This window comes from Bradyrhizobium sp. USDA 10063 (assembly GCF_054063735.1).
In genome coordinates this window covers 7314635-7339744 of record NZ_JBSSGP010000002.1, presented here as the reverse complement: position 1 = coordinate 7339744, position 25110 = coordinate 7314635, and the positions used below count along the sequence as shown (strand labels likewise).

Genomic DNA, 25110 nt, shown 5'->3' with positions numbered 1-25110 from the left:
GATACCTTGCATTCGAATGGTGATGTCATGTAACATGAGTTCTTGTGTTAAATGTCATTTTGTAAATTTTGTAAATAATTAGGTCAGGAACACTGCCATGCCTGCCGACGCTGGAAAAAAGCTGTTTGTCGGCCCCCGATTCCGCCGGATCCGGCAGCAATTGGGGCTGTCGCAGACCCAGATCGCCGAGGGGCTCGGCATTTCCCCGAGCTACATCAACCTGATCGAGCGCAACCAGCGCCCGGTGACGGCGCAGATCCTGCTCCGCCTCGCCGAGACCTACGACCTCGACCTGCGTGACCTCGCGACCGCCGACGAGGACCGCTTCTTTGCCGAGCTCAACGAGATCTTCTCCGATCCGCTGTTCCGCCAGATCGACGTTCCCAAGCAGGAACTTCGCGACCTCGCCGAGCTCTGCCCCGGCGTGACCCATGCGCTGCAGCGGCTCTACGCCGCCTATACCGAGGCCCGCCGCGGCGAGACCCTGGTCGCCGCCCAGATGGCCGACCGCAACGAGGGCGCCCGCTTCGAGGCCAATCCGATCGAGCGCGTGCGCGACCTGATCGAGGCCAACCGCAACTATTTCCCCGAGCTCGAGACCGCGGCGGAGAACCTGCGCGACGAGCTGAACGTGGCCGCCGACGGGCTGTTCGCGGCGCTCTCGTCGCGCTTGCGCGAAAAGCATTCGATCGTGACGCGGATCATGCCTGTCGACGTGATGCGCGAGACGCTGCGGCGGTTCGACCGCCATCGCCGGCAGCTCCTGATCTCCGAGCTGGTCGACACGCCGAGCCGCACCTTCCAGCTCGCGCTGCAGATCGGGCTTGCGGAATGCGGCGGAAGCATCGATTCCATCGTCGGCCGCGCCGGCCCGCTCGACGATACGTCGCGCCGGCTCTACCGCATCACGCTCGCGAACTATTTCGCCGCCGCCGCGATGATGCCGTATCAGGTCTTCCTCGCCGCGGCCGAGGCGCTGAGCTACGACGTGCATGTGCTGGCGCAGCGCTTCAATGCCGGCTTCGAGCAGATCTGCCATCGCCTGACCACGCTGCAGCGGCCGAACGCGCGCGGCGTGCCGTTCTTCATGCTGCGGGTCGACAATGCCGGCAACGTGTCCAAGCGCTTCTCCTCCGGCACCTTTCCGTTCTCGAAGTTCGGCGGCACCTGCCCGCTCTGGAACGTGCATTCGACCTTCGACACGCCGGACCGGCTGCTCAAGCAGGTGATCGAGCTGCCCGACGGCACGCGCTATTTCTCGATCGCGCAGATGGTGCGCCGGCCGATCGCGCCGCACCCGTTGCCGCAGCCGCGCTTTGCCATCAGCCTGGGCTGCGAAATCCGCCACGCCTCGCGCCTGGTCTACGCCGCCGGCATGGACCTCGAGAAAGCCGAGGGCACGCCGATCGGCGTCAACTGCCGCCTCTGCGAGCGCGAGAACTGCGCCCAGCGCGCCGAGCCGCCGATCACGCGCACGCTGATCCTGGACGAGAACACGCGGCGGGTCTCCTCGTTCGCATTTTCGAATGCGCGGGAATTGTGAGTATCGACGATCCCATGCTCGCGCCGCCAAGCCGGCGCTCAAGCCGACCGTCACCGACGCGCCGGCCACCTCGACCGCCGCAGCCGCGCCGGCAGCCAGGGATGCGCAGCTCGCCGGCTCGCAGCCGATCGTGCACTCAAACTCCTTCGACAGCCGCTTCGGAGCGATGAAGTAACGCTCGCGGCGTCCGCACCCTTACGATTCTCCCAAGACCCGCACCGGTGTCGTCCCTGCGAAAGCAGGGACCCATAACCACAGGGAGGCGTTGTTGCGTGAGCACAAGCGGTTACAGCGGAGCACATCACGACATCCTGTGGTTATGGGTCCCGGGTCAAGCCCGGGACGACGTGGGGTGAGATTCGGATTCAATTTCAAACAGCGGAGGGGATGTGAGTCCGCGTTCTCGCGGCGCGATGCGTCCGAGCTTTGCGTCTCGTTTCACCCTCTCATCGAACAGAGGGCGCAGGGAAAGCCGGGTGCCGGTTGCACCCGTGGGCCCCGTGCAACAAAAAGCACGGGGGTAGGACCACAGGTCAACCGAAGCAACTCCGGCTTTCCCTGCGCGATGGTGTTACGGCTTACTTCGTGCTCTTCCCGGTGACCGGGCTTTCTTGCCACCGTCGCCTGCGGGATACTTCCCGCAAGCTTAGCGCCAGCGTCGGGGCGCCAGAACCACACGACTATATTTTGCAAGTAGGCGAAAACGTCTGAAAGCAACAAAACCCTTTGAAACAAGCGGCTTTTCGCTAACCTCTTGATCGGCTTTCAGCGCGCGCTTTGCCAAAAACAGGGCCCGGCCCTACGGCCTCTCACCCTTCCACGGACCGAGAGAACGCACAGCCGAGCCCAAATGGTCCACAACCCTTTGGAGAGCTGAAACCATGACCAATCGTAGCATAACCGCCGCCCGGCGCACACGGGGCAGCAGCGTCATCCTGACCGACCGCCTGTGCGAGAAGGGCGTCGCACGGCGCACCAAGAAATACGATCGCAAGTGCCCCGGCCTCTACGTCAGCATCACCACCGCTGGCGTGGCGACCTTCTGCTTCAAGTTCACCGACCGGACCGTCGGCCGCCAGCGCACCGCGTGGCTCGGCATCCATAATCCCGAGACCTTCACCGTCGAGCATGCCCGCGCCAAGGTCTACGCGCTGAAGGCGCGCGGCGGCGAGGCGATGGCCGAAACCTTCCGCGCGCACAAGGCGAACAGGGCGAAGCAGGGCAAGACCGTCGATGAGATCATCGAGGAGCGGATCGAATGGATGGAAACCCCGGTCAGGAAACCGGACGGCGAGATGCGCCCGCGCATCGAGAGCTGGGCGCAATATGCCAGCCACATGCGCCGCTTCCTGTCGCCGCGCCTCGGCAAGAAGCTGGCCAGCGAGGTCACCAAGCATGACATCGCGGAGCTGTCGAACGACATCGTCGCCGGCAGGCACGGTGGCAAGCCGTCAGTCAGCAACGCCCGCCATATGCGCCGCGCAGCGTCGGGCCTGTTCAACTGGGCAGCGGAAGCCGGGCGCGAGTACGTCACCACCTCGCCGTGCGTGAACCTGCCGAAGCTCGACGACGAGCATCCGCGCACCCGCGTCTTGTCCGAGGAAGAGATCAGGGTTTTCTGGCATGGCCTCGACCGCGACGACATGCCGTGGGACCGGCGCACCCGGCTGGCGCTCAAGTTCGAGCTGGTGACCATGCTGCGCTCGGCCGAGCTGCTCGGCGCGCACCGTGACGAGCTGGTCGATCTCGACGGCAGCAGCCCGCGCTTCGACGTGCCGCTCAAGCGGGTCAAGAAGCGCCGCGTGATCCATCAGCCATTGTCGACCCTCGCGGTCGAGATCATTCGGGAAGCGCTCAAGGGATCGAACAAGCAATACGTGTTCGCCAGCCCGCTTGACGACCAACCGCTGCACCGCAAGGCGATGTCGACCGCGCTACGCGGCACCAAGGTCAAGGGCAAGGTCAAGACGCCCGGCATCTGCGCGCTGCTCGGGCTGAAGCCGTTCACGCCGCACGATTTGCGCCGGACTGCGGCGAGCTGGGCGCGTGGGATCGGTCAGCCGTTGTCGAAGATCGCGCTTTGCCTGGATCATCGCGTGACGACGGAGGACGGCATCAAGCTACCACCCGTCACCGGCAGACACTACGTCCACGCGGAGGGTCGCGAGATGAAAGAGAAGCGCGAAGTCCTGCAGGCGTGGGCGACCGAGCTTCGGCGGATCATCGGCGAGGCCGCACCGGGGAAGCAGGCGGACACCGACCTGCGTCTCGCCGCCTGACCAATTCGGAAGCCCGGTCTCTCGGTCGGGCTTCGTTCGCGGCCTGCTTGGCCCGCCGCAGCACCGTCTAGAAGGCGGCTGCCGGCAGCGCCGCCAGCTTCTTCCACCGCGACGATTGCAACTTAGTGACGCCAAGGTTCTGGCAGCTTTGGTGGCGCGATCACGGTAGCGTTGCGCGACCGTGATTTGCGGTCACCGCCCTTGCTAATGCTTAGCGCCAAGCAAAAAGTTCATACTTCATCATCTAAGAATGAAAGCTGCGTGCCATTTTGCGGAAACCGTTTTGCGAAAAGCCTCTTGAACTGGCTGACGGTGTCCGAAACCTTCATCAGCGTCATGACCTCGCCGACCTGCCGCTTCAATTTCTCGATGCCATAGCCGAGGGTAAGATGCTGATGAAAGCGTGCCCGGCGAGTTCCCTTCTTGTCGATTTTCGGATTGATCCGGTCGAGTTCTTCAAGGACGGCACCGTTCTCTAGCGGGCGGTAGACATGGGACCGCGTGAAATTGGCAAAGTGCTGCGGTCGATTTTGGATCACAGCACCGGATCCGGTGGTAGTTAAGCGCTTGCTGCCATAGATGCGATTCAGTTCATCATAGTATTCATCGGGAAATTGCTTTTCCCATTCGCGTTTCTCCGCCTCGATATACTGTTGGACTAGGATCCGCAGCGCGTTCGGGTCTCGAACCTGCTGATAGCCGGTCGCCTCATCAATGAGGGCGGTAACGCCGATCTTGGCAAAGGCCTGTAATAGGATCCGGGCTTGCGCAACCAAACCATCTTGCGAGCTGATCAACTTGTCGGCGTCGGCGGCCCGTATGACAGCCTTGCAAACATCAACCAGCACATCGGCGTCGTAGCCGTGCGCTAGATCCTGTGTCAGAGGCTTGAAAACAATAGGAGTTTCAATTTTCTTAAGCAGCGAATCACTGATTTCGGATCCAAGCCCCTTGCGCTTAACCGCCCGTAGAAAGACGTTGCCGCCGCCCGACTTCATGTCGAGCGCGCGCGCCATACCTCGTTTATGGAAAAGGCGCCGGCCGTCGGCCAACACGTAGCAATCAAGCTCAAGGTCACCAACCACCATTTTCCCCTGGTGGGTAGCCTTGGGCAGCTTAGCCGCCAGCTCCTTGACCTTCTTGCTTTTGGCCATGCCGCCCGACGACGCGATTTCGCGGATTTCATCGGTGCTCAGCCTGTCGGCCCGCGCTTGGCCGCCCTTGCTCTGTGGCGTGTCGTCGATCATTGGATCCTCATGATGGCTGCATGAAAATCCATTAAACGTGCTTGCTGATTTCAGCAAGCACGTTTTTGATATTTTTCACAGAATCCGGTTAAGTTGGGAATCCCGTCGTTTCGCACTGCTTTTTTCTATGTCTTTCCGACGCTTAGCCGACGCTGCCTTGCTCGCGCCTCGCCATCGCGAGACGTGGCCGGATCACCGATTGATACAAGGCCTGCCTTGGCAGCGGCGCTCTGCATCGTCATGCCTCGATTTAATTCAGCACAAGACGCGGCGCGCGGTCCTCGACGGATTCATCGTTCTTGTGCTGGGCTGCTGCTTTCGCTTGGCAGGATAGCTCTTGCCGTCCGCGCCGATCACCTTTTCAGGCGACGCAGATAGGGCGACGCCACGCGCAGCCGCTCGTTGTTGTGCTACACTGACGCCGCCGGAAAGCCCGGCCTCCAAACGTCAGTCCGAGTCGGCGCATCGGTCGCGCAATGGTCGGTGCGTCGATTTCGTTTGCGGCGCGCAACAATATTTCCGACCCGTCATTTTCGGTCTATGCTCGCTGCGACCACACCCAAAAGGAGATCAAGGAGGACAACCCGCGCCTGCCGGCCGGGCGCACTGACGTTTGGAGGACTACATGAGTGACGGACTTGCCGACCTCGTGCGCGAGGTGCAGCAAACGCGCGCGCATCTGAATGAGACCTTCGTCACCAAGGACGAAGTCGATGCGTTTCGGGCGCGGCTCGATGGACTTGAAGGTGCGATCAACGGCGAGTTGCTTCGGCTGAAGCGGCCGGGCTTCGACGGCGGCGATGACGTGGCGCTGGAGCGCAAGCACGCGCACGACTATCTGACGACGCGGCTGGTGTGCAAGAACGGCGCGACCGCGATAGCGCCGGTCAGCTTCGGTTCGCAGGACATCGACACCGCGATGACCGCAGCGCGCTCGTTCACCAGCTACCTGCGCGCCGGCGATTTCGCGCGCATGCCCGACCTGGAGCGCAAAGCTTTAAGCGAGTTCTCGCTCGGCGGCATCGGCGTCTTGGTGCCGCCGGAAATCAGTAATCGCATCCTGAGTTGTTTGACCGATCCCGGCGACCTCACCGGCGTGGTCGACAGCATGACGATCGCCGGCGCCTCGGTGCAATTTCTGGTCGACAACGTCGACGGCGAGGAGTTGTTCGGCTGGGCCTGTGAGACCGACTGCGCGGTCAATGCCTCTGGCGCCGACGTCGCCCGTGGCCTCGGACAGTTGGAATTGAAGCCGGAAGAATTGCGCGGCCTGATCTGCGCGACGCGCAGCTTTTTGGACGACGCCGGCATCAACATCGAGAACTGGATCACGCAGAAGGGGCAGCAGGGTGTGCGCCGCATCGCCTCACGCGCCATCGCCACTGGCAGCGGCATCGGCATGCCGGTCGGCATTCTCAATCCGGCGGCGGGCATTCCGGTTTGCGAGACGTCGGACAATTCGCCGGCCGGTCAGTTTACGTGGCAGGACTTGCTGCTGCTGAAATGGCAGGTGCCGGTGCAGTACCACGGCGCGGGCGGCGCCTATCTGATGAACCAGAACACGTTTGCGCTGACGCTGACGATGAGCGACGCCAACGGCCGCCCGATCATGATGGCCGATCCGACCCAGCCGGAGCGCTATCTCCTGAACGGCAGTCCGGTCATCATCAGCGAGCACATGCCCGACGTCGCGCCGGGTAACGTGGCGGTCGCGTTCGGCGGCTGGAAAGCGGCCTACATGCTGGTGAACCGCAGGGCGCTGACGATTCTGCCCGACCCATATTCAAGTGGCGCCTGCGTCCTGTTCAAGTTGTTCGCCAGATTGGGCGGCGGCGTGATCTGCACCAATGCGGCAAGGCTCTTGCGCATCAACTGACCCGCGCGAAAACGAAACGGGCCCGACCGCCAAGCCAAGGTCCGTTCCGAGCATCAGAGGAGGTTGACATGAACACACATATGCCCGCCGGCGCGGGCGCGCCTGTGGTAGCCTGCCGCGCCATCGGCGGCGGCAGCCTTGTGATTGATGATTGCCCATATTGCCACTGCCGGCATCATCACGGCACCGGCGACCTGCCGGGACCGTTCTACGGCCATCGGCTGCCGCATTGCGAGGAGCGGCGGCTTTCCGCCGCCAGCGTATCGCGCATGCGCGCCGGTTACTATTTAGTCCGCGTCGTGACGCCGCGCATGATCCGGCGCCGACGCGAAGGAGTGCGCCGATGCTGAGCGAAGCTGAAATCGAATCCACCTTCGCCGAGCTGGCGCGGCGCGTGGCCGAGGCGCGCAACAGCCCGATGCACGGCATCGAGGACGAGCAGATTGCGCTCAACCGGCTGCTCCGTGAACGCGGAATACCGACCACGGTCGATGAGCGGATCGCGCTGTTCGAACGATGGATCGGACGCGTGCGCAGCGAGTTGCGCGTCGAGCTTCTGAAGGCGCAGGCCAACATGGGCGCGCTCGATTCTGAGCGGCAGGCGATCATCGACGAACGGCGATCGTAAAGGCGAAGCGCGACCAACAGAGAGACCGACGCGCGCGAGGCCTGCGCGCGCTACGCGATCGTGATCAGACCCGAGTGATTGTGCAAGGAGCAGCGTACCACGCGCGACCTTCACGTTGGGTCTAGGGCGCGCGACGACGGTCCGGTCGGATCAACGTCGCGAAAGAGCGTGCGCGTGAACAACACACACTTGATGTAGTCCGATCAGGAAATCGCGCGAAGCCACCGTTGAAGGTCGGCGGCGAACTGATCACCGACACGGCCGAACGGCATACAGTATCCGTAGATCATCCTCGAAAACTTTGCAGGCCTCGGCGCTGACGTTGGCCGCAAGCGTCCGCCATTCAGCTTCCTGAAACGGCGGCTTTTCAATCGAGATGCCGTCGAACCCAAGACTTGCAGCGGCGGCCGCTAGGTGTCCAGTTTTGTTGTTCTCGATCGCTCGCGCTGTCGCCAAGAAGGTGGGTTGCTTCTCGGACCCGCCATAACTCCATCGCGTGGTTGATCCGGGCCGATCCAAGATAAAGTAGCCCATGAGCGAGTAAACATCAAAGCCTCGCATGGGGCCGGCCTCGGGCCAGACTACGTGAGGAAGTTGAAGCACGGCGGTGATACCCTCTCGATCCTTCGCCGCCAGCAGGTTCCTGATGCTGGACAGATTCGCGTCACTTCTCGCCAGCGTAGAATTCAATTCGATCACCCGGGACCTTAACCCGTTGATGCTCGGGATCATGCTCACGACAAGGGCCGCGACCACGGCTACAGCTCCTGAGATCGAGACAACGGAGCGAGCGGCAATGCCAGCTTGAACAAGAGCGAGCAGCACGACGAGTGCGAAAAAGCTGAGGAACGGAATAATCCTGTCAGTCCCTCGGATTGAGGGATTGACGAACAGGTTCACATAGTAGGCTAGACCGCCTTGTATGGAGTAAATGATTCCAAACACCGTGCACGCCGACGCAAGAAAAATCAGCGATGCAACATGCGAGCGCGATCCGGTCGAGAACCCAGACGCAGCCGCGACCAGCGGCGAAGCCAGTATTGTTGCGGTCAACGCGAGTCCTGGCCAGTCCGGAAGGTCATTGGGGAACTTCAGATAAGGGAAGAAGTCGATATATTCTCTATGGACCCACCGCAAGAACGGAATGCTGTCGAATAGATGGGTCGCTTCCGCAAAATTGAGCCCGAGGATGAGCTGTTGTCCCGCTGCGCGTTTCACTGTCGGAATGTTGCCCGCGATGACGTCGAGAAGGCCGCTTCCAAAGCCGGTAACGAGCAAGATCGGCACGACGATGATGGCTGAGATCGCGATCGTTGGGACTGGTCGCCAAGTGCGGTTGGCAAGCGCCACGACGGTTCCGATGAACGCAATGAACATCAGCGAGAAGTACGCGTAATAAAGTCCCGATGTGGCGATCAGCAACAAAGAGACGATGGTTCCAACGCGCCCGTGCCGTTGCCAGATATTTCCAGTTGGACTTAGGCCGACGCGCATCGCCAGCGCTGCGCCCAGGGGAACAGAAAAATAAAGGGCCAGAAAATCATGATTGAGTGCCCGTAGAATGAGCCATGGCGATACGACGTAAACGACCGCGCCGATGATCGAGAGCCAATGATTGAAGCGCAGCGATCGCAAGGCGTAAACGGTTGCCCCGAACATCGCAGCGATACCGACCACGTAGAGTAGGTAGTAGATCGCTGCAGGATCGTGGACAAAAAGGGCCACAATGCGCATGAAGGCGCGGTAGCTGAAGTCGAAGGAAGGGAAATAAGCGCTATCCTGGACGCCGGGAAAGGCCAGCGACGTATTGATCCGAAATCCGTTCCAGTTGATGTAATTCTTTATGTAGGCAAGCGTTACGAGCGCATCGTTATTGAACCCAAGCAGGGTGAACGGCCGAATGCGCCCAAAGCCGAGAAGAAGCCAGCAGGCAATGAGGCCTCCCGCATATCCCCCCACGACAGGAAGCGAAAATCGTCTACGCGAATCTGAGGTCATTCGCTCTTTTCAGATGCCGTGTTCTTGTCGCCGAAGAGGTTTGAGATATCGCGCGGTCGTTGAAAAATTATGCCCGAAACGGAGATCGCCAACCAAGCAAGAATGGCAAGGATAGCCGCTCCAGCGATGATAGTGATCCACATCCGCATCCTCCGTGTTCTTGTTCATTGCCCCCCAAAAGAATAGCTCCCTCCTTGAGAGCGAAACTCGACCGACGTATCTCTCGGCAAGTAGCAGTCGGGTGGATTGGCTTATCTGCCAGCTAGCCGCTTTAGGTACTCTAACGCGCGCCACCCCTTCGATGACGTAATCGCAGTAACGAGCCTCACGAGTTCACTTTCGCGCTTACGCAGATACTCTAGCTCATCCCAAGGAAAATTTGGTGCCGATGGAACTGGCGAATCTGACTCCGGAATTGGCGCTGATTGCGGAACGCAAAGGTTGGGCAGTAACCGATCGATAGCTGCCCGATTCGTTGCGCACACGCACAAGTTCATTCCGCGTTCAACTTCACGAAGGCGGGCGGTTGCGTCGCCGTAGATTGGGTCTTCGACAGAGAAGAAGCCATTTAACTGACCGAGAAACTCAAAGTGGGGGAGCCCGGCAGCCTTTAACACTTCTTTGAGCTGTGAGCGCTCGTAGGGACGTTCAATAGTGCGGAACGCTTCCATCTCGTCGAGGTATACCTTTTTAATCTCTCCGGTGCGGTTTTCGCCTTCGATCAAGACTATTACTCCGCTTTCCCTGAGACATGGAGCAAGGTTTGAGAGTGCGGCTATTGGGTCAAAGAAGTGATGTAAGCAGCTCTCCAGAACGATGGCATCATAGTTGTTAAGATGCTCGCGACCCAGGGATTCAGTTTCGATGTCGAGTACCGCAAACATGCCATCGATCCGCTCTGCCGAAATCTTGAGGTAGGGGTCTTCCTTTAGGCGGCGTTTGGCGAGGTCAATGAAATCGGAGGAGATGTCGAAGCCGAAAGTTCGATAGCCAAATCGGTTAAGATAGTGGGACATCCAGCCAGCTCCGCAAGCGACGTCCATTAGTCGAGACTCAGCCGGGAGCTGCAGGAGCTTGAGCACGTTGGCGAAGTTGAAGAGATACTGTAGCGCCATCTCAAGTCCGCGCATATCGGGACCAGGGTTGAGGCGATACATCGGCTTGGTAAGCCCGAAAGATATGATCGTTTCGGCACCCGAAGCATGGATAGCCTCTTGAACATACGTTCGAGCCCCGGCCTTCCAATCGACACCCTTTGGAAGTTCCCGATTGATCTCATTCAGTAGGGTTGAGTTCATTGTCTTCATCCGGCCACCAAATGCGAATGTCTAACACCTCACAACCACCCCGAGCAACCCCATGGCCGACCTTGGCGTCGCGTTCGGGCGAACAAGACGGCACAGGGCCCCCGGAAAAACTTTCACTTTCGACGAGGCCCGAACCGAGTTCGCGCAGGCATGGCAGGCTCGCCGCTGCCAACCAGCAGCCCGGATGGTATCGCGCGGTGCTTCTGCGGCGCGGTCATCACGAATACAAATGTTGACACACACGTCCGCACGGCACATCGCGGAGCTAGACACCGGAGGCAAGCGTGAGCACGACCGACCTAGAAGAATTGTTCCGCTCGATCGAGCCCACAATCAGGGATGCCGAGCAGCATCTTGGCGTCGCGGCCGGCACGCTGGGCGATATCCGGCATGACACCGACTACCTTGCGATTGTCAAGATGCATGCGACAATCGAGCCTCTGCTAAATGAGGCGCTCGAAGAATCTGTCACAAGAGCGCTTAAGCATCCGAAGGTCGCCTTCCCTGGCGGGGAAGCGTTGGCTGACTTCGTAACAGGCGCAAACTTTGATGCGAAAGTTAGGCTTGCGCTTGAGAGCGAACTGATCAGCGATCAACAGGCCAGATTTATTCGCGCCGTTGCCAAGCTCCGAAACTACTACGCGCACAACGTCGGTCGGATGTCCAAATCGATTTTTGACGCTACCGCTGATCTCGATAAGCAGGGCGATGGCATCTACCTGCAGCGCGATCTTTTCATGGGCGCAACAAACAACCAGAACAAAGAAGCGATCTCGAGATTGGCGCTTGTGTACCTAAGCCCATTCATGTTTCTCCGTTTCGCCGGTCTGCTGGCTGCCCTGATGCAGGGCATCCGACCTCCACCAGTCATGTCCGACGTGATCAGAGGAATACTCCACGAGACAAAATGAAAGCTCACCGTCGGGCGCAAAGCACGCATCGGCACGGCCGGCGACGTGCGACCCGCAGCTACGCCGGCAACGATCCGCCGGCGCTCGTGGTCTCGCTCAATCTTAAGCGGCGCGCCATTTAAGCGAGAGTCGGCGCGCGCAATCGGTGTCGTGACCAGATCACGTGAGTAAAAAGTGAACTGACTAACCGGGTCCGAATCCGACCCACGTCAAAGCCGCGCAAACTGTAAGTGCAGGGTTCGCAGCTTACCGGAATTTCCAAATCGTCTGGCGCGCATATTCCCCCAGCGCCTCGAGAGAGACTTCGCGCCCGGCGATTCAACCCCCCGGCTCGATCCTTAACGCAGCTTGAGACGATCAAGCAGGCGCATGACCGTGACCGATGACCACTCGCCGCCGCGCTGCGTGGTGTGGCCGTCTTCGTTCAGGATCGCGGCGATGCGGCGGGTCGATAGGTGCTTGATCGGCTCGATGATGGCACGCAGCGATTCCGCATGCGCGTTAGCAGCTTGCCGGTTGCTGGCCGCTATGGTCGGACTGCCGAGCACGACGCCGCGCGCCTTCGCCGCTGCCAGCGCCGCTTTGGTGCGTTCGCCGATTGTGTTGCGTTCTTTCTCTGCCACCGCCGCGTAGATGTGCAGCATGAACGGATCAACGTCGGGACCAAGCTCGGCGACGATGAACGGCACGCGCTCTGCCATCAAGCCGGAGATGAAAGCGACGTCGCGCGACAGGCGACAGAGCTTAGCGACAATGACCGGCGCAGCGTCGTGTTTGCGCTTGGTGCCGGTGCCGAGCTTGCGCGCGGCCTGCATGGCTGCGGCCAGTTGTGGCCTTCTCTCCAAGGCATCGTGCCCCTTGCCGGTCTCGACCTCGCGGTATTCGGCTGCGATCTGATAGCCGTGCGCGGCACAGAATGAACGGATCGCGGCCTGCTGTGCTTCCAACCCTAGCCCGCTGCGACCCTGCTTCTCTCGCGAGACGCGAATATAGGAGATGGACAGTAACGGCATTTGACGGTTCCCTGGTTGCACCATGTAAACGGTCATCTACATGTAGCGCACAGGTGCGACAGCCTCAATGCGTGCGGAAAATCCTTCTACGGCGAGCAGCAGAACTTCGTTCCAAGTTCCACGCCCGGAACCAACAGCGCCAAGCTGCTGTTCTGCCAATCAAATATTTTGTCGGATAGGCCCTGGGATCGATTTAGGCGGCCCGTGGTGGGCCTTCCGATCGGCCGCACTGGTGCGGCTAGGCCGGCGGATCGTGCCGTTGTGGCCCGATCAAGCGATCGAGCGCGCCACGGATGCGTTCGGTCGAATTTGGCTGGTGGCTTTGCACCTGCTGCACGATGTCGAGCTTTGTCGGCACGTCGAGCCCGAGATAGGCGGCGCGGCGCTCGGCGATCTTGAGAACCAAAGCAGCCGCCGCCACGTCGCCCTGCATCGCCAGCTTCACGAACGGACGCTGCAGGTGTGTCATCAGCGCAAGATCGAGCAAGAGCTGGCGCGAGCGCGCCCTGTTATCGATCGTACCCAGCGCGGCGTCGAGCTTGCGGTTCACCTCTGCAACCGAAATGCCGAAGTGCTTGGCAATGTCGCGCGCGCTGCTTCCAGCGACGCGCAATTTGAGAATCTGCTCGCTGATCTCGTCGCTGCTCAGTTCAACAACATCGCTCATGATTCGAGACCTCTGGCGTGCTTCGCCAGCGCAGCCAACACCCGCCGCAGGTTTTTCGCAAGCGCGCGCTCGCCGCGCCGGATTTCGGTTCTGATCTCGGCGGCGTTGCGACAGCGCGGATTGGCGGCCAGCTTGCGCTTCAGCCGCAGCACGCGATTGAACGCCGGATCGAAGCGGTTGAGACGGCGAGACGCGTAGTCGTATCCGGCGCAAAGTCTACAGATGAACAGTCCGCTTTTCTCGTGCAGACGCCAGCAGCGGCGACCACATGCGGGACACAGAAAGTTCGGACGCAACCGATCGTCGCGTCGCCAAGCTTCCTGCTCGATCAGTATCGTCTGCTGCTGATCGCCGATCGCGATCGTGACGCGATTCCCGATCAACAGTCCGGCGCGGTGCAATTCGAACACGTCGAGCCTGGCGTGTTGCTCGACCAGATTTTCGCGACCGTGTGTGGCGCGCTGGTAACCTTTTTTGGCGCGCAAAGCATCAAGATTGCGGACGAAGTCGAATGTCATGCTGGCGTGAAAAATAAATCATTCGTGGCCGCGACGCGAACCTGTGTTCCTACGAGTGCCGCCGCGTCGAATTGAAAAGGCGCGCATGGGACGGATGCAGCTGCCCGGCCCTTTGTTCCATGTGCGCAGCGCCGTCAGGCGCTGATCCCGCCGCGATAGCGGCGGCACTCTCGCGATTTTTCCGAATGATTTCAGCGATGGTGAGGGATGGTGAGGGATAAAACCTATAGCTGTCCTACGCGCGCGCGTAGAGAATGCCGTAAAGAACCCTCACCATCCTTCACCCATGCCACTTTCCGTTCTTTGATTTGAGCACCAGTCCCTGCACGAAGCTGGCACGCGCGTGCCCGGTCGCGTTCCGGATCGTCGGATCGCTGGCGTTTTCGATCAGGTCGTGGAAGCCGCTGGCGTTGAGGCGGCGTTCGCCGTTGTGGTCGGCCCACTGATTGTAGGCCTGCAGCATCACGCCCGCGCGCTCGCGCGCGGTCGGCAGCAGATCGCATTCGTCGGCGACGAAACGGCTCAGCCTGTCCTGGCGTTCAAAATACTCGCTCGTTGCCGCGCGCACGTTGGCCGGGATCGCAAGTCCCTGCCGCTGGTAGGCGAGACAGCCGTTGATCATCCGCCGCAGGATCGCCGGATATTCCGCCCGCAGTTTTTCCTTCAGGCCGTGGTCCGGATTGTTCGGCACCCGACTGAACGGCAGGATACCGAGCCGCCGCTTCAATCCGGAGGCCGCAGCCTTCAGGTCCGGCACGGCGTTGCCGTGGATCACCAGCTTATGCGTCGGATCAAAATCGAACGGCCTTCCGCTCGGATGGCGCCCGCTCATGATGTCGCTGCCGGTTGCTTCGTTGACGAATGCCTCATTCCACGCCGCCCCCTTCGCGGGCTCGGATGCGACGATAAAGCGATAGCCGGAAAGATCAGCGCGGTAGTATTCCTGCTTCGTCGACTTGTCAGTAAACATCTCGATCGGCACCGCCCGCGCATATTGATGCATGATGTTCATCACCGTCTTAGTCAGCGTGCCTTTGCCGGTGCCTTCCTTGCCGTAGAGGAACAGCAGAAATTCCTCGCAGGTCAGGCCGGTCAGGCAGTAGCCGAGATAACGATCGAGAAAAGCGATGTTGTCGGCGTCACCATCAAGCGCAAACGCGATGAACTCATCAAACACCGGGCATTCGGCGTCATCAGACGGCGACACCAGCGTCACCTTGCTGATCAGATCGCACGGGCGCCCGCCGCGCATTTCTCCGGTGCGCAGATCGACCACGCCATCCGGCGTGCCGACCAGCAGACGGTCACGATCCCATTCATCGGCTTCGGTTGCGACTTCCACCTGGGCGCGCGCCGCCAGCTCGACGGCGGCTGCAAAGCGCACCTTCTGCGCCGGCTTGTCCTTGATCTCGCGGCACAGGTCGAGTGCGTCGGCAAATGCCAGCTGCTTGCCGTCGGCTTTCCAGTAATTGTCGTGCCAGACGAACCATTGCTTGCGCTGGTGGTGATATCTCAGACGTTCTTTGCTGCGCCTGATGAACTCCCGCATCACGCCCTGTTCGGAGCGATCGGCCAGCTTACCGCCGGTCGGCATCGGGACCACATTGTCGTCGTCAGGCATTGGTCACGTCCTCGCTTGGCTGCGAGGCCACCGCGCGGGCGAAAAACGAAACGAACCTTGGAAGCCTAACTCGATTAATGCTATATGGCCGACACTGTCAGTCGTCGTCAGCCGTGTCCCGGCTTCTGTTGGCCGCCCGCGCGTTTCGCCCCGCGCGTGCGGCCTTCTACTGTTTGCTCGGCATAGCGCCGGTCCCCTCTGTCATGTGCGATCTCCTTTTGCAGTTCGATGCGATCATCGACCGCCTTCACAGGTCGTAAGGGTCATTGGCGGCGATCACGACGGCCTCGAAAAAGCGCGCTGGATACGCGTCGGACAGCGACCCGCAGGTCTCGACCTGATCCGGTGTCTTGACCTCGATCCAGCGACCGCGCGCCATCCAGCACATCCATGTCCAGATTCGCGCGGACCGGTTGCGCCTCGGTCATGCCGAGCACGGCGGCGATCCAGTCCATGGTCTCGCGCGAACATCCGCACGAGCCGCTGATTATCTCCATCGACTGGTTGCTCATTCACCATCCCGCGTTCCTCCTTCCAGCTTGGCCAAGCGCTCCTCCAGCGTCTCGCACTTGGCGACAGTCGCAACGACCAGCTTGGCCAAGCGCTCTATCGTCGGCAAATTGCCCACGATCTCGCGCAGATCGTCGTACACCTGCTGCAGCTTGGCCTGCGTGTCGCTTGACGACTTCGAATGCGTTGCAAGATCTTTCTTCAGTTCGTCGATCAGCGCCTGACGCTCGGTGTCCTGCCTGTGCAGGGTCTCGCGCGTCTCCTTGACTTCCCTGACCAGATCAGCGAGTCCGGTATCGATGTTCTCGGGCATGTTAGGTTTCTCCATTATCGCAACACGCACTGCGCATGGCACGACGTGCACCGTCATGGCTCACGCCTCGACGTCCGCTGGCTTCTTTGTGCGTGCGCGCCTTGATCGATCTCGCGCCATCGTCGGGTCGCGATCAGGTAACGCCGCCAGCTCTTGGCCAGCAGGCCGGCCATTTGCTGGCAATTCCGTCGGCTTCTTTGTGCGCGGCCGGCCGGGACCGGCCTTGCGTCGTCGCAGCAGGCGCGGCTGGCTCGCGAGCGCCTGCTGCCACGCGATGATCTCGTCCTCAAAAAACACCGACCGGCCCGGTGAGATGAACGTCGCTTTCGGAAACTCGCCACGCTCCTGCATCCGCCAGATCGTCGTCTCAGATAGCGGCACCAGCGCCAGCACTTCCGGCCATGTCAGCATCTTGCGCGGACCGCCGGTCTCAGGCGCGGCGTCGCGCGCGGGATCGATCAGCGGCTCGTCGCGACGGCGACGCGGCAGCTTCTGGCGGGCAACCATGATTGGCCTCCCAAAACAGATTGGCGAGTGAGAAGGGTGTTTGCCGGTTTGCGCCAAGGGCTGTGGGCCGCCCTCGCGATGAAATCGATCCGACGGCATCTGCGGCCGGACCGATGCGCGGATCATTGCGCGACATCGCGACGCCGTCAACCAGAAACTCGCGCAAGTAATTGATTTTGTTAATCTAATTTTTGATTGGCTATCGCCAGCAGCCTACCGTTGCACGGTCTACACGCATGCACCCAAGGCGCGACATTTGCGTGAAATAGGGCCTATTGGGGCCTGCGCGCCGGCAGGCGGAATCAGCGCACCACCGCCAATCTGCGCGAAGCCCTTGCGCGCGAAACGTTTTCTTCGCTGATGCGACGACGAAAAAAGCGCTGGACGCCAGAACCACACGACTTCGCCGTCCGTGATGGGCGTGCTCGTCAGTCACACCCATCGCGTCCACCGCATCTCACCGCAACGTTCGTGACGATCGCGACCCGCCCCTCATTCGCGCTGAGACGCGCGGAGTCATAGTGCTGATTTGCCCGACGGGTTAAGCGATTTATTTTTGTGCGAAAGGCTGGACAGACTTTTGGGTGATTTGCCCGTCGGGTCGTTGTGTCGCACCCGCGCGTCGATATCGTCCTTGCGCCCGTAGCGAAGCAGGCAACAGCCGAACGGACATAGCGGAATCTACGGGGCCGATATCGAAGGGTAACCGGGCCAACCCCGCGGCGATCTTTCGTTTTGAACGCAACGCGATCGGCGAACATCCAGAACTTGCCGGAACCGCATAGCGCATCCAGGGCGCTTCGACCAATCTGCCATCCGCAAGGCATCCGACCGGATTGCCCGAGACGTTGTCCCGCGTGGATCGGCCAAGGCAAAGACGGTCGGTGGGTGGAGTTGGGCGATGGCCGCGGCCCAGGCTTCGGCGGCCAACATCGAGGAAAGTAACCATGAGCATGTTCAGAGTAATCTGGGGCGCTCTTGTCGTGCTGTGCGCCGCCGCAACGATGGCCAGCGTTCCCGCCTCTGCCCAGCAGGCGCAGAAACCCAACATCCTTGTCATCATGGGTGACGATGTCGGCTGGTTCAACATCGGCGCCTATCACCGCGGCATGATGTCCGGCAAGACGCCCAATCTCGACAAGCTGGCGTCTGAAGGCATGATGTTCACCGACTACTACGCCGAAGCGAGCTGCACGGCGGGGCGTGCCAACTTCATCACCGGCGAGTTGCCGATCCGTACCGGATTGACGACGGTCGGCCAGGCCGGTGCCGATGTCGGCATACCCGACCAGGCCGTCACACTCGCTACCGTGCTCAAATCGCTCGGCTACGCAACCGGACAGTTCGGCAAGAACCACCTCGGCGATCTCAACAAATATCTGCCGACGGTGCACGGGTTCGACGAGTTCTTCGGGTATCTATATCACCTCGACGCGATGTCCGACCCGTACTGGTACTCGTTCCCAGCCAACCAGGATTACTACAACAAGTACGGCCCGCGCAGCCTGATCCACAGCTACGCGACGGACAAGGACGACCCCACCGAGATGCCGCGCTGGGGCAAGATCGGCAAGCAAAGGATCGTCGACGAGGGGCCGCTGCCGCCGTTCCCTGATATGTCGAACGTGCCGAATATGCACGATCTGCCATTTCTCAAGGCGAAGTACGACATGACCACCTTCGACGAGGTATTGGTCAAAGCCTCCAGTGACTTCATGGACAAGGCCAAGCGCGACGGCAAACCCTTCTTCGTCTGGCACAACACGACGCGCATGCACGTCTGGACGTTCCTGTCGAAGAAGTACAGCGCGATGCAGAACAACGACACGAATTACGGTCTCGAGGAAGCCGGCATGGCTCAGATGGACGACAGCGTCGGCGCTCTGCTCAAACATATCGACGACATCGGGGAAACCAACAACACCATCGTGATCTTCACGACGGACAACGGTGCCGAGGTGTTCACCTGGCCGGATGGCGGCATGACCCCGTTCAAGGCTACCAAGGGAACCAGCTACGAAGGCGGCTTCCGCGTGCCGGCCATCATCCGCTGGCCGGGGCGCGTTAAGCCGGGTTCAGTAGAAAACGGCATCTTCTCGGGGCTCGATTGGTTCCCGACACTGACCGCTGCAGCAGGAAACCCGAACATTACCGACCAGCTTCTCAAGGGCGTCTCGTTGGGAGGGCGTACCTACAAGAATCACCTGGACGGTTACAATCAGTTGGATCTGCTGACGGGCAAAGGACCCTCCGCTCGCCATGAGATCTTCTACTTCGCCGGTCCGCATCTCGGTGCGCTTCGCCACGACAACTTCAAGTTTCAGTTCTTCCAGCAGCCATACGGATGGCCGGGCGAAAAAGACACGACCGATATGCCAACCATGGTCAACATCCGCCAGGACCCGTTTGAGCGGACGCCGTCAATCCGCGGCGAAAACCTGAACAATATGGGCGGAGGTTACATGAATGATTTCATGGCCCGCGAGTTCTGGCGCTTCGTGCTGGTCCAACAGGAGGTCGCCAGATTGGCGCAAACCGCCATCGAGTATCCTCCCATGCAGGCGCCTGCGAGCTTCAACCTTGAAGCCGTGAAACAAGAAATTGAGGAGAAGATCAGGTCACAACGAGGCCAGTAGCGAGCCGATTCATGAACGGTTGCGGGCGTTCTCTGGAGAGCGTCCGCAACCCACAGCGAACTGGCGGCGAGGATAACAGCGAACACGCTTTGCTCGCGACACGGGGCCTGGTTTGGCGGCTCGCCGTCATTCCAGGGCATCGCCCAGCCCCGGAATGACGGCGAAAGCGATGTGCGCTTTATCCAGCCGGTTCATCCGGATCAAGTTCGGCCTGGAAGCGGGCCGGTGCATCGTTCGCGCCTGCTTCGCCGGCCGGATCAAAGACTGCAGCCGCCGTGATGTCCTTGGCCAGATGGGTGCATTCGAGCCAGACCAGATTGAGCATCAGCGGCGGCAGTTCGCGCGCCTGCTGCATCCCCCTGCAGCGGGCCTCCGCGCCTTCCATGCCCCACCATTGCTGGGCGACCGTCACAACCTTGCGGAAGTTGCGCAAGGTGCCTGACGCCTTGGCGCGATCGACCCTGGCGAGCAGCGCGCAATGGTTCAGCCAGTTCAGCCCGGCGATGATCGCGATCGCGACATCGTCGACCGCGCGTCCGGTAAAATCGATCACCGTATCCTCGTGCGGTTGCTGGCGCAGGAAGCCGTCGATCATCTCAGCCTGGCGCGAAGGCTCCGTCAGAAGCGCGGAGTCGCGCCCCGGGATCATGGTCAGATAGCGCATCCCTTCCAGCCGCGTGTGGCGCCAGATTTCGCGGGGGGTGCCGCTGACATCATCCGGTTTGCGCTTGCAGGCTGGATAGACGAGATCGCCGCGGTCGGCCTTTTCGAGATACGTCGCGACGACCTTGTCCAGCCCCTGCAACAAGGCATCCGCACCGGCCCTGGCATCCAGGACCTCCTCTGACGGCACCTCTCTGCCCCAACCGAACAAGGCCATTTGCTTGTTTCCGGCGTGATCCTCTGCTGCAGCGAGTGTAGCACCGGCGCGACCGATTGCACTGCACCAATCCGCCGTATTTTTCGGCAGAAACCGGAGCGCCGGGCGGAACCCCCGCTCTAGCGATTGACGAACCAGATGACCACGCTCAGCACGACGCTGAGCAGCAGCGATGTCATCAGCGGGACATAGAAGGAATAATTCGCCCCCTCGACATGGATGTCGCCGGGCAGCCGGCCGAGTCCGAGCTTGCCGATCATCGGCCAGAGCAGCCCGGCAGCGAGGAGGAGCAGTCCGAGGATGATCAGCGTGCGCTGCATCCGTCACCTTAGTTCTCTTGCGCGATGGCGGGTTATGCTTCGCTCACCCGCCCTACAAATCCTCCGCTCAACCCCACGGTCCGCGCGAGCTGGACGTGCGGCCCCATGGGCTGCGGGAAGGATAGCGCGCTCCGGCGGCGGGTGCAGCGCCACCACCGCCGAGCTTGGCGGCGAGCTGCTGCAGCGCTGCGATGCGGTTCTCGGTCGACGGGTGGGTGGCGAAGAGATTGTCGACGCCGCGGCCCGACAGCGGATTGATGATGAACATGTGGGCGGTCGCCGGATTGCGCTCGGCCTCCCAGTTCGGCACCTGGTGCGCGGCGTTCTCGATCTTCATCAGCGCGGAAGCGAGCCACATCGGCTGGCCGGCGATGCGCGCGCCGAGATTGTCGGCGGCATATTCCCGGGTGCGGCTGATCGCCATCTGCACCAGCATGGCACCGAGCGGCGCCAGAATCATCAGCGCGATCGAGCCGACGATGCCCGGACCGCTGTTGTTGTCGCGGTGGCCGCCGAAGAACATGCCGAATTGCGCCAGCATCGAGATCGCGCCGGCGATCGTGGCGGTGATCGTCATCAGGAGCGTGTCGTGGTTCTTGATATGCGCGAGCTCGTGCGCAATCACGCCGGCGAGCTCTTCGCGGCTGAGCTGCTGCACGATGCCGGTGGTGACGGCGACCGCGGCATTCTCCGGATTGCGGCCGGTGGCAAAAGCATTGGGCTGCGCCTCGTCCATCAGGAACACGCGCGGCATCGGCAGGCCTGCACGGCCCGCGAGCTCGGCAACAAGGCCGACGAGTTCGGGCGCGGTGTGCGCATCGACCTCATGCGCACCGTACATGCTGAGCACCATGCGGTCGGAATTCCAGTAGGTGAATAGATTCATCCCGGCCGCGACCACCAGCGCGATCATCGCGCCGCTGGTGCCGCCGATGAGATAGCCGACCCCCATGAACAGGGCGGTGAGGCCGGCGAGCAGAAGAGCTGTCTTGAAATAGTTCATCGTCTTTCCCCTGCGTCGTTGCGGAAAAACCACTGTTGCAGGCGCAGTTTAGGTAGGAATTTGCCCATGGCCGCCGCAAGGGGCAAAAGGTGCGTCCGGGCGACGCGGGCGGAAACGCGCGAGCTCCCTCCCACGTCGTCCCGACGAAAGCCGGGACCCATAACCACAGGAAGTCGTTGTGGCACGCGCAAGCGGTCACAGCTTAGCACAACAATGGGCATTTGTGGTTATGGGTCCCGGGTCCCGGCTACGCCAAGACTTCGCCGCGGCGCGCAAGCCCGGGACGACGGCGGAGTGAGGGATAGCCGGAGCGCAAAGCTTCACGTAAGATCATGCTATCTCTCGTAATTCCATCCCTGTCAGCGAGTTCTGATGTTCAAGACCCGATTTGCGATCGCGGCCGTCACGATGATTGCGGCGTATTCATCTGCGGCCTCGGCGCAGCCGCTGGTGCCGGCACCCACGCGTCAGGCACCGGCGGCGCGGCCTGCGACAGTGCCCTCGTCGCGCGCGGCTTCGTGCCACAACGGCCAAAGCTTCGAGCGCTTCCTTGCCGATCTGAAGCAGCGCGCGGTGTCCGAAGGGGTGTCGCAGCAGGCGATCGCGGAGGCCTCGCCCTACCTCGTCTACAACCAGGGCATCGTCAACCGCGACCGCGGGCAGCGCGTATTCGGTCAGCTCTTCACCGAGTTCGCAGGGAGAATGGCGGCGCCCTATCGGATGCAGCAGGGACAGCAGCGCATCAAGACCTATGCGGCGGCGTTCGCGCGCGCGGAGAAGGAATACGGCGTGCCGCCGGCGGTGATCGCGGCGTTCTGGGGACTGGAGAGCGACTTCGGCGCCAACATGGGCAATCTGCCGACGCTGCCTTCGCTGGTGTCGCTTGCCTATGATTGCCGGCGCTCGGAGATGTTCCAGAACGAGACCATCGCGGCGCTCAAGATCATCGACCGCGGCGACCTCACCGCAAACGAGATGGTCGGCTCCTGGGCGGGCGAACTCGGGCAGACGCAATTCCTGCCAACGCACTATTTCAACTATGCCGTCGACTATGATGGTGACGACCATCGCAACCTGCTGCGCAGCGGCCCGGACGTGATCGGCTCGACTGCGAACTATATCGCCAACGGATTGAAGTGGCGGCGCGGCGAGCCATGGCTGCAGGAAGTGCGCGTGGCCGCTGCCAACTTTCCGTGGGACCAGGCCGATCTCACGACCAAGCTGCCGCGATCGAAATGGGCGCAACTGGGAGTCACCTATCCGGATGGAAGGCCGCTAGCGAATGACGACATGCCGGCGTCGCTGCTGTTGCCGATGGGACGGATGGGACCGGCGTTCCTGGCCTATGCGAATTTCGCCGCTTACACCGAATGGAATAATTCGCTGATCTATTCGACCACCGCCGGCTATCTCGCGACCCGTATCGCGGGCGCGCCGCCGATGCTGCGGCCCCCAGCACCGGTGGCGCAATTGCCGTTCAACGAGATCAAGGAATTGCAGCAGCACCTGGTGCGCGCCGGCTTCAATGTCGGCAAGGTCGACGGCGTGCTCGGACAGGCGAGCCGCAGCGCGGTGAAGGCGATGCAGATCAAATATGGACTACCGGCGGATTCCTGGCCGACCGCGGAATTGCTGGCGCGGATGCGCGGGCGCGCCCAGCCGACGGAAGCCGCGATGCCGGCGGTGCGCTAGGAAATGACGACTCCATGACAGGCCTTTACAGGGGGCTGTTCGTGCTGCGCCAATCCGAATTTAGAACAAATCTTCCTATGTGCGCCCGCATGTGCCGCTTTTGACGGCAGTCATGCGTCCGGACAGCCTGCGCGGCTCGTCTGCGTGGGTTGAATGGCTGGGGCATTGCGCCAATCGCCGCGATGCACAAATGTTGCGTATCGTTCATTTCCGGAAACCTCCTCCCATGAGCCAATCCTCCAAACTGTTCGAGCCGTTCAAGCTTGGTCCGCTGACGCTGCCCAATCGGGCGGTGATGGCACCGCTCACGCGCAATCGCGCGGTGCCGTCGAGCTTCGTTCCGAGCCCGCTCGCAGTCGACTATTACGGCCAGCGCGCTTCCGCCGGCCTCCTGATCACCGAGGCTAGTCAGGTCTCACAGCAGGGCCAGGGTTACCAGGACACGCCCGGCATCTATTCCAAGGAACAGATCGCTGGCTGGCGCAAGGTCACCGACGCGGTGCATGCGCGCGGCGGACGCATCTTCATCCAGCTCTGGCATGTCGGCCGCATCTCGCACACCTTGCTGCAGCCGAACGGCGGCGCGCCGGTTGCGCCATCGGCGATCCGGGCCAAGACCAAGACCTTCGTGGGCGGCAACTTCGTCGACGTCTCCGAGCCTCGCGCGCTCGAGCTTGCCGAAATTCCCGGGATCATCGACGACTTCCGGCGCGGCGCAGCGAATGCGCTCGAAGCGGGATTCGACGGTGTCGAGATCCATGGCGCCAACGGCTATCTGCTCGATCAGTTCGCCAAGGACGGCGTCAACAAGCGCACCGATGCCTATGGCGGCTCCATCGAGAACCGCGGGCGGCTGATGCTGGAAGTCTCCAAGGCGGTCGCCGAAGAAGCCGGCGCCGAGCGTACCGGCATCCGCATCTCGCCGGTGACGCCGGCCAATGACGGCTCCGACTCCAACCCGCAGCCGCTGTTCGACTATATCGTCGACGGGCTCAATGCGCTGAAGCTCACTTACATCCACGTCATCGAAGGCGCGACCGGCGGGCCGCGCGATATCGCGCCGTTCGACTACGGCTCGCTGCGCAAGCGCTTCAAGCAGGCCTATATGGCCAACAATGGTTATGATTTCGCGCTGGCGAACAAGATGCTGGACACCGGCGCCGCCGACCTGATCGCGTTCGGCAAGCTTTTCATCTCCAACCCCGATCTGGTCGAACGCCTCAAGAAGGGCGCAGCCCTGAACGAGTGGGACAAGGCAACGTTCTACGGCGGCGGCGCGAAGGGATATACGGATTATCCGACGCTGGAAGCGGCGGAGGCGGCGCAGTAGCTGCAGGCACCGTCATTGCGAGGAGCGACAGCGACGAAGCAATCCATGCCGCCACAAGCGGAAAGATGGATTGCTTCGCTGCGCTCGCAATGACGGAGGAAGAGGCTCGGAATCTCTCTGCCGTTATTCCGGGGCAGCCCGCAGGGCTGAGCCCGGAATCCATTCCACCGCGTCGCTTGCTGCACGATGGATTCTCTGATGTGCACTCGCACATCATAGCTCGCGCTTCGCGCGCCCCCGGAATGACGAAGGCCGGGATTGCTCCCGGCCTTTATCTCTCTCGGTCATGCCCCGCGAAGGCGGGGCATCCA

The 25110-nt window shown here is 61.5% G+C and carries 25 protein-coding genes; 12 read left to right on the top strand and 13 right to left on the bottom strand.

Annotation, left to right across the window (positions count from 1 at the left end; translation table 11 throughout):
• Positions 1-97: 97 nt before the first annotated feature.
• The 3 genes from ACVJGD_RS36600 (at position 98) to ACVJGD_RS36590 (ending at position 3822) form a co-directional block, all read left to right on the top strand.
• The gene (locus ACVJGD_RS36600; RefSeq protein ID WP_456638755.1) at positions 98-1543 is read left to right on the top strand and encodes a helix-turn-helix domain-containing protein; all 1446 of its coding nucleotides are present in this window, start codon (positions 98-100) and stop codon (positions 1541-1543) included.
• On the top strand, positions 1527-1718 hold the full coding sequence (locus ACVJGD_RS36595) for a hypothetical protein (RefSeq protein WP_456638754.1): 192 nt from the start codon (positions 1527-1529) through the stop codon (positions 1716-1718). Before ACVJGD_RS36600 ends, ACVJGD_RS36595 begins: the two co-directional genes overlap by 17 nt.
• 706 nt (positions 1719-2424) lie before the next feature.
• Complete coding sequence (locus ACVJGD_RS36590) at positions 2425-3822, top strand: tyrosine-type recombinase/integrase (RefSeq protein ID WP_456638753.1); 1398 nt, start codon at positions 2425-2427, stop codon at positions 3820-3822.
• Positions 3823-4052: 230 nt separating this feature from the next.
• Here ACVJGD_RS36590 and ACVJGD_RS36585 read toward each other — a convergent pair whose 3' ends face one another.
• Positions 4053-5069 carry a P63C domain-containing protein gene (locus ACVJGD_RS36585; RefSeq protein WP_456638752.1) on the bottom strand — a complete coding sequence of 339 codons (1017 nt, stop codon included), beginning with the start codon at positions 5067-5069 and terminating at the stop codon, positions 4053-4055.
• 625 nt (positions 5070-5694) lie between these two features.
• Here ACVJGD_RS36585 and ACVJGD_RS36580 point away from each other — a divergent pair.
• The 3 genes from ACVJGD_RS36580 to ACVJGD_RS36570 all read left to right on the top strand — a co-directional run bounded on the left by ACVJGD_RS36580 (position 5695) and on the right by ACVJGD_RS36570 (position 7573).
• The gene (locus ACVJGD_RS36580; protein WP_456638751.1) at positions 5695-6945 is read left to right on the top strand and encodes a phage major capsid protein; all 1251 of its coding nucleotides are present in this window, start codon (positions 5695-5697) and stop codon (positions 6943-6945) included.
• Between the two features lie 68 nt (positions 6946-7013).
• The gene (locus ACVJGD_RS36575; protein ID WP_456638750.1) at positions 7014-7295 is read left to right on the top strand and encodes a hypothetical protein; all 282 of its coding nucleotides are present in this window, start codon (positions 7014-7016) and stop codon (positions 7293-7295) included.
• Complete coding sequence (locus tag ACVJGD_RS36570) at positions 7289-7573, top strand: hypothetical protein (RefSeq protein ID WP_456638749.1); 285 nt, start codon at positions 7289-7291, stop codon at positions 7571-7573. The genes ACVJGD_RS36575 and ACVJGD_RS36570 overlap by 7 nt, the downstream gene beginning before the upstream one ends.
• A gap of 249 nt (positions 7574-7822) precedes the next feature.
• On the opposite strand, the gene ACVJGD_RS36565 is transcribed toward ACVJGD_RS36570, so the two are convergent.
• The 3 genes from ACVJGD_RS36565 to ACVJGD_RS36555 all read right to left on the bottom strand — a co-directional run bounded on the left by ACVJGD_RS36565 (position 7823) and on the right by ACVJGD_RS36555 (position 10878).
• A complete protein-coding gene (locus ACVJGD_RS36565; RefSeq protein ID WP_456638748.1) occupies positions 7823-9571 on the bottom strand; it encodes a hypothetical protein in 1749 nt (582 codons plus the stop codon).
• Positions 9568-9714, bottom strand: a complete 147-nt coding sequence (locus ACVJGD_RS36560) for a hypothetical protein (protein ID WP_456638747.1) — start codon at positions 9712-9714, stop codon at positions 9568-9570. Before ACVJGD_RS36560 ends, ACVJGD_RS36565 begins: the two co-directional genes overlap by 4 nt.
• Positions 9715-9822: 108 nt before the next feature.
• A complete protein-coding gene (locus tag ACVJGD_RS36555; RefSeq protein WP_456638746.1) occupies positions 9823-10878 on the bottom strand; it encodes a class I SAM-dependent methyltransferase in 1056 nt (351 codons plus the stop codon).
• Positions 10879-11162: 284 nt separating this feature from the next.
• On the opposite strand from ACVJGD_RS36555, the gene ACVJGD_RS36550 reads away from it, so the two are divergent.
• Positions 11163-11789 (top strand): hypothetical protein, encoded by a 627-nt coding sequence (locus ACVJGD_RS36550; protein WP_456638745.1) that lies wholly within the window; start codon positions 11163-11165, stop codon positions 11787-11789.
• On the top strand, positions 11786-11911 hold the full coding sequence (locus tag ACVJGD_RS36545) for a hypothetical protein (RefSeq protein ID WP_456638744.1): 126 nt from the start codon (positions 11786-11788) through the stop codon (positions 11909-11911). Before ACVJGD_RS36550 ends, ACVJGD_RS36545 begins: the two co-directional genes overlap by 4 nt.
• A gap of 216 nt (positions 11912-12127) precedes the next feature.
• Here ACVJGD_RS36545 and ACVJGD_RS36540 read toward each other — a convergent pair whose 3' ends face one another.
• Together ACVJGD_RS36540 and ACVJGD_RS36535 are read right to left on the bottom strand one after the other, a co-directional pair.
• The gene (locus ACVJGD_RS36540) at positions 12128-12802 is read right to left on the bottom strand and encodes a recombinase family protein (protein ID WP_456638743.1); all 675 of its coding nucleotides are present in this window, start codon (positions 12800-12802) and stop codon (positions 12128-12130) included.
• A 238-nt stretch (positions 12803-13040) separates the two neighbouring features.
• Positions 13041-13469 carry a hypothetical protein gene (locus ACVJGD_RS36535; RefSeq protein ID WP_456638742.1) on the bottom strand — a complete coding sequence of 143 codons (429 nt, stop codon included), beginning with the start codon at positions 13467-13469 and terminating at the stop codon, positions 13041-13043.
• A 17-nt stretch (positions 13470-13486) separates the two neighbouring features.
• Between ACVJGD_RS36535 and ACVJGD_RS36530 the strand changes: the two genes are divergently transcribed.
• Positions 13487-14062: a hypothetical protein gene (locus ACVJGD_RS36530; protein WP_456638741.1), complete on the top strand. Its 576-nt coding sequence runs from the start codon at positions 13487-13489 to the stop codon at positions 14060-14062.
• Positions 14063-14267: 205 nt separating this feature from the next.
• Here the strand turns inward: ACVJGD_RS36530 and ACVJGD_RS36525 are convergent, their stop codons facing one another.
• The 4 genes from ACVJGD_RS36525 to ACVJGD_RS36510 all read right to left on the bottom strand — a co-directional run bounded on the left by ACVJGD_RS36525 (position 14268) and on the right by ACVJGD_RS36510 (position 16938).
• Complete coding sequence (locus ACVJGD_RS36525) at positions 14268-15608, bottom strand: phage/plasmid primase, P4 family (protein ID WP_456638740.1); 1341 nt, start codon at positions 15606-15608, stop codon at positions 14268-14270.
• A gap of 247 nt (positions 15609-15855) precedes the next feature.
• Complete coding sequence (locus ACVJGD_RS36520; RefSeq protein ID WP_456638739.1) at positions 15856-15987, bottom strand: hypothetical protein; 132 nt, start codon at positions 15985-15987, stop codon at positions 15856-15858.
• Between the two features lie 129 nt (positions 15988-16116).
• Positions 16117-16488: a hypothetical protein gene (locus tag ACVJGD_RS36515; protein WP_456638738.1), complete on the bottom strand. Its 372-nt coding sequence runs from the start codon at positions 16486-16488 to the stop codon at positions 16117-16119.
• 3 nt (positions 16489-16491) lie between these two features.
• Positions 16492-16938, bottom strand: a complete 447-nt coding sequence (locus tag ACVJGD_RS36510; protein ID WP_456638737.1) for a helix-turn-helix transcriptional regulator — start codon at positions 16936-16938, stop codon at positions 16492-16494.
• 947 nt (positions 16939-17885) lie between these two features.
• On the opposite strand from ACVJGD_RS36510, the gene ACVJGD_RS36505 reads away from it, so the two are divergent.
• Positions 17886-19574 (top strand): arylsulfatase, encoded by a 1689-nt coding sequence (locus ACVJGD_RS36505; protein ID WP_456638736.1) that lies wholly within the window; start codon positions 17886-17888, stop codon positions 19572-19574.
• 178 nt (positions 19575-19752) lie between these two features.
• On the opposite strand, the gene ACVJGD_RS36500 is transcribed toward ACVJGD_RS36505, so the two are convergent.
• The 3 genes from ACVJGD_RS36500 to htpX all read right to left on the bottom strand — a co-directional run bounded on the left by ACVJGD_RS36500 (position 19753) and on the right by htpX (position 21777).
• Entirely contained in the window at positions 19753-20454 is a 702-nt protein-coding gene (locus ACVJGD_RS36500) for a hypothetical protein (RefSeq protein ID WP_456638735.1), read from the bottom strand.
• Positions 20455-20573: 119 nt separating this feature from the next.
• A complete protein-coding gene (locus ACVJGD_RS36495) occupies positions 20574-20774 on the bottom strand; it encodes a DUF2905 domain-containing protein (RefSeq protein WP_456638734.1) in 201 nt (66 codons plus the stop codon).
• Between the two features lie 67 nt (positions 20775-20841).
• Positions 20842-21777: a zinc metalloprotease HtpX gene (gene htpX / locus ACVJGD_RS36490; protein WP_456638733.1), complete on the bottom strand. Its 936-nt coding sequence runs from the start codon at positions 21775-21777 to the stop codon at positions 20842-20844.
• Positions 21778-22149: 372 nt separating this feature from the next.
• On the opposite strand from htpX, the gene ACVJGD_RS36485 reads away from it, so the two are divergent.
• Both ACVJGD_RS36485 and ACVJGD_RS36480 read left to right on the top strand, forming a co-directional pair.
• Positions 22150-23469: a lytic murein transglycosylase gene (locus ACVJGD_RS36485; protein WP_456638732.1), complete on the top strand. Its 1320-nt coding sequence runs from the start codon at positions 22150-22152 to the stop codon at positions 23467-23469.
• 226 nt (positions 23470-23695) lie between these two features.
• Positions 23696-24799 carry an alkene reductase gene (locus tag ACVJGD_RS36480; RefSeq protein WP_456638731.1) on the top strand — a complete coding sequence of 368 codons (1104 nt, stop codon included), beginning with the start codon at positions 23696-23698 and terminating at the stop codon, positions 24797-24799.
• Positions 24800-25110: the final 311 nt, after the last annotated feature.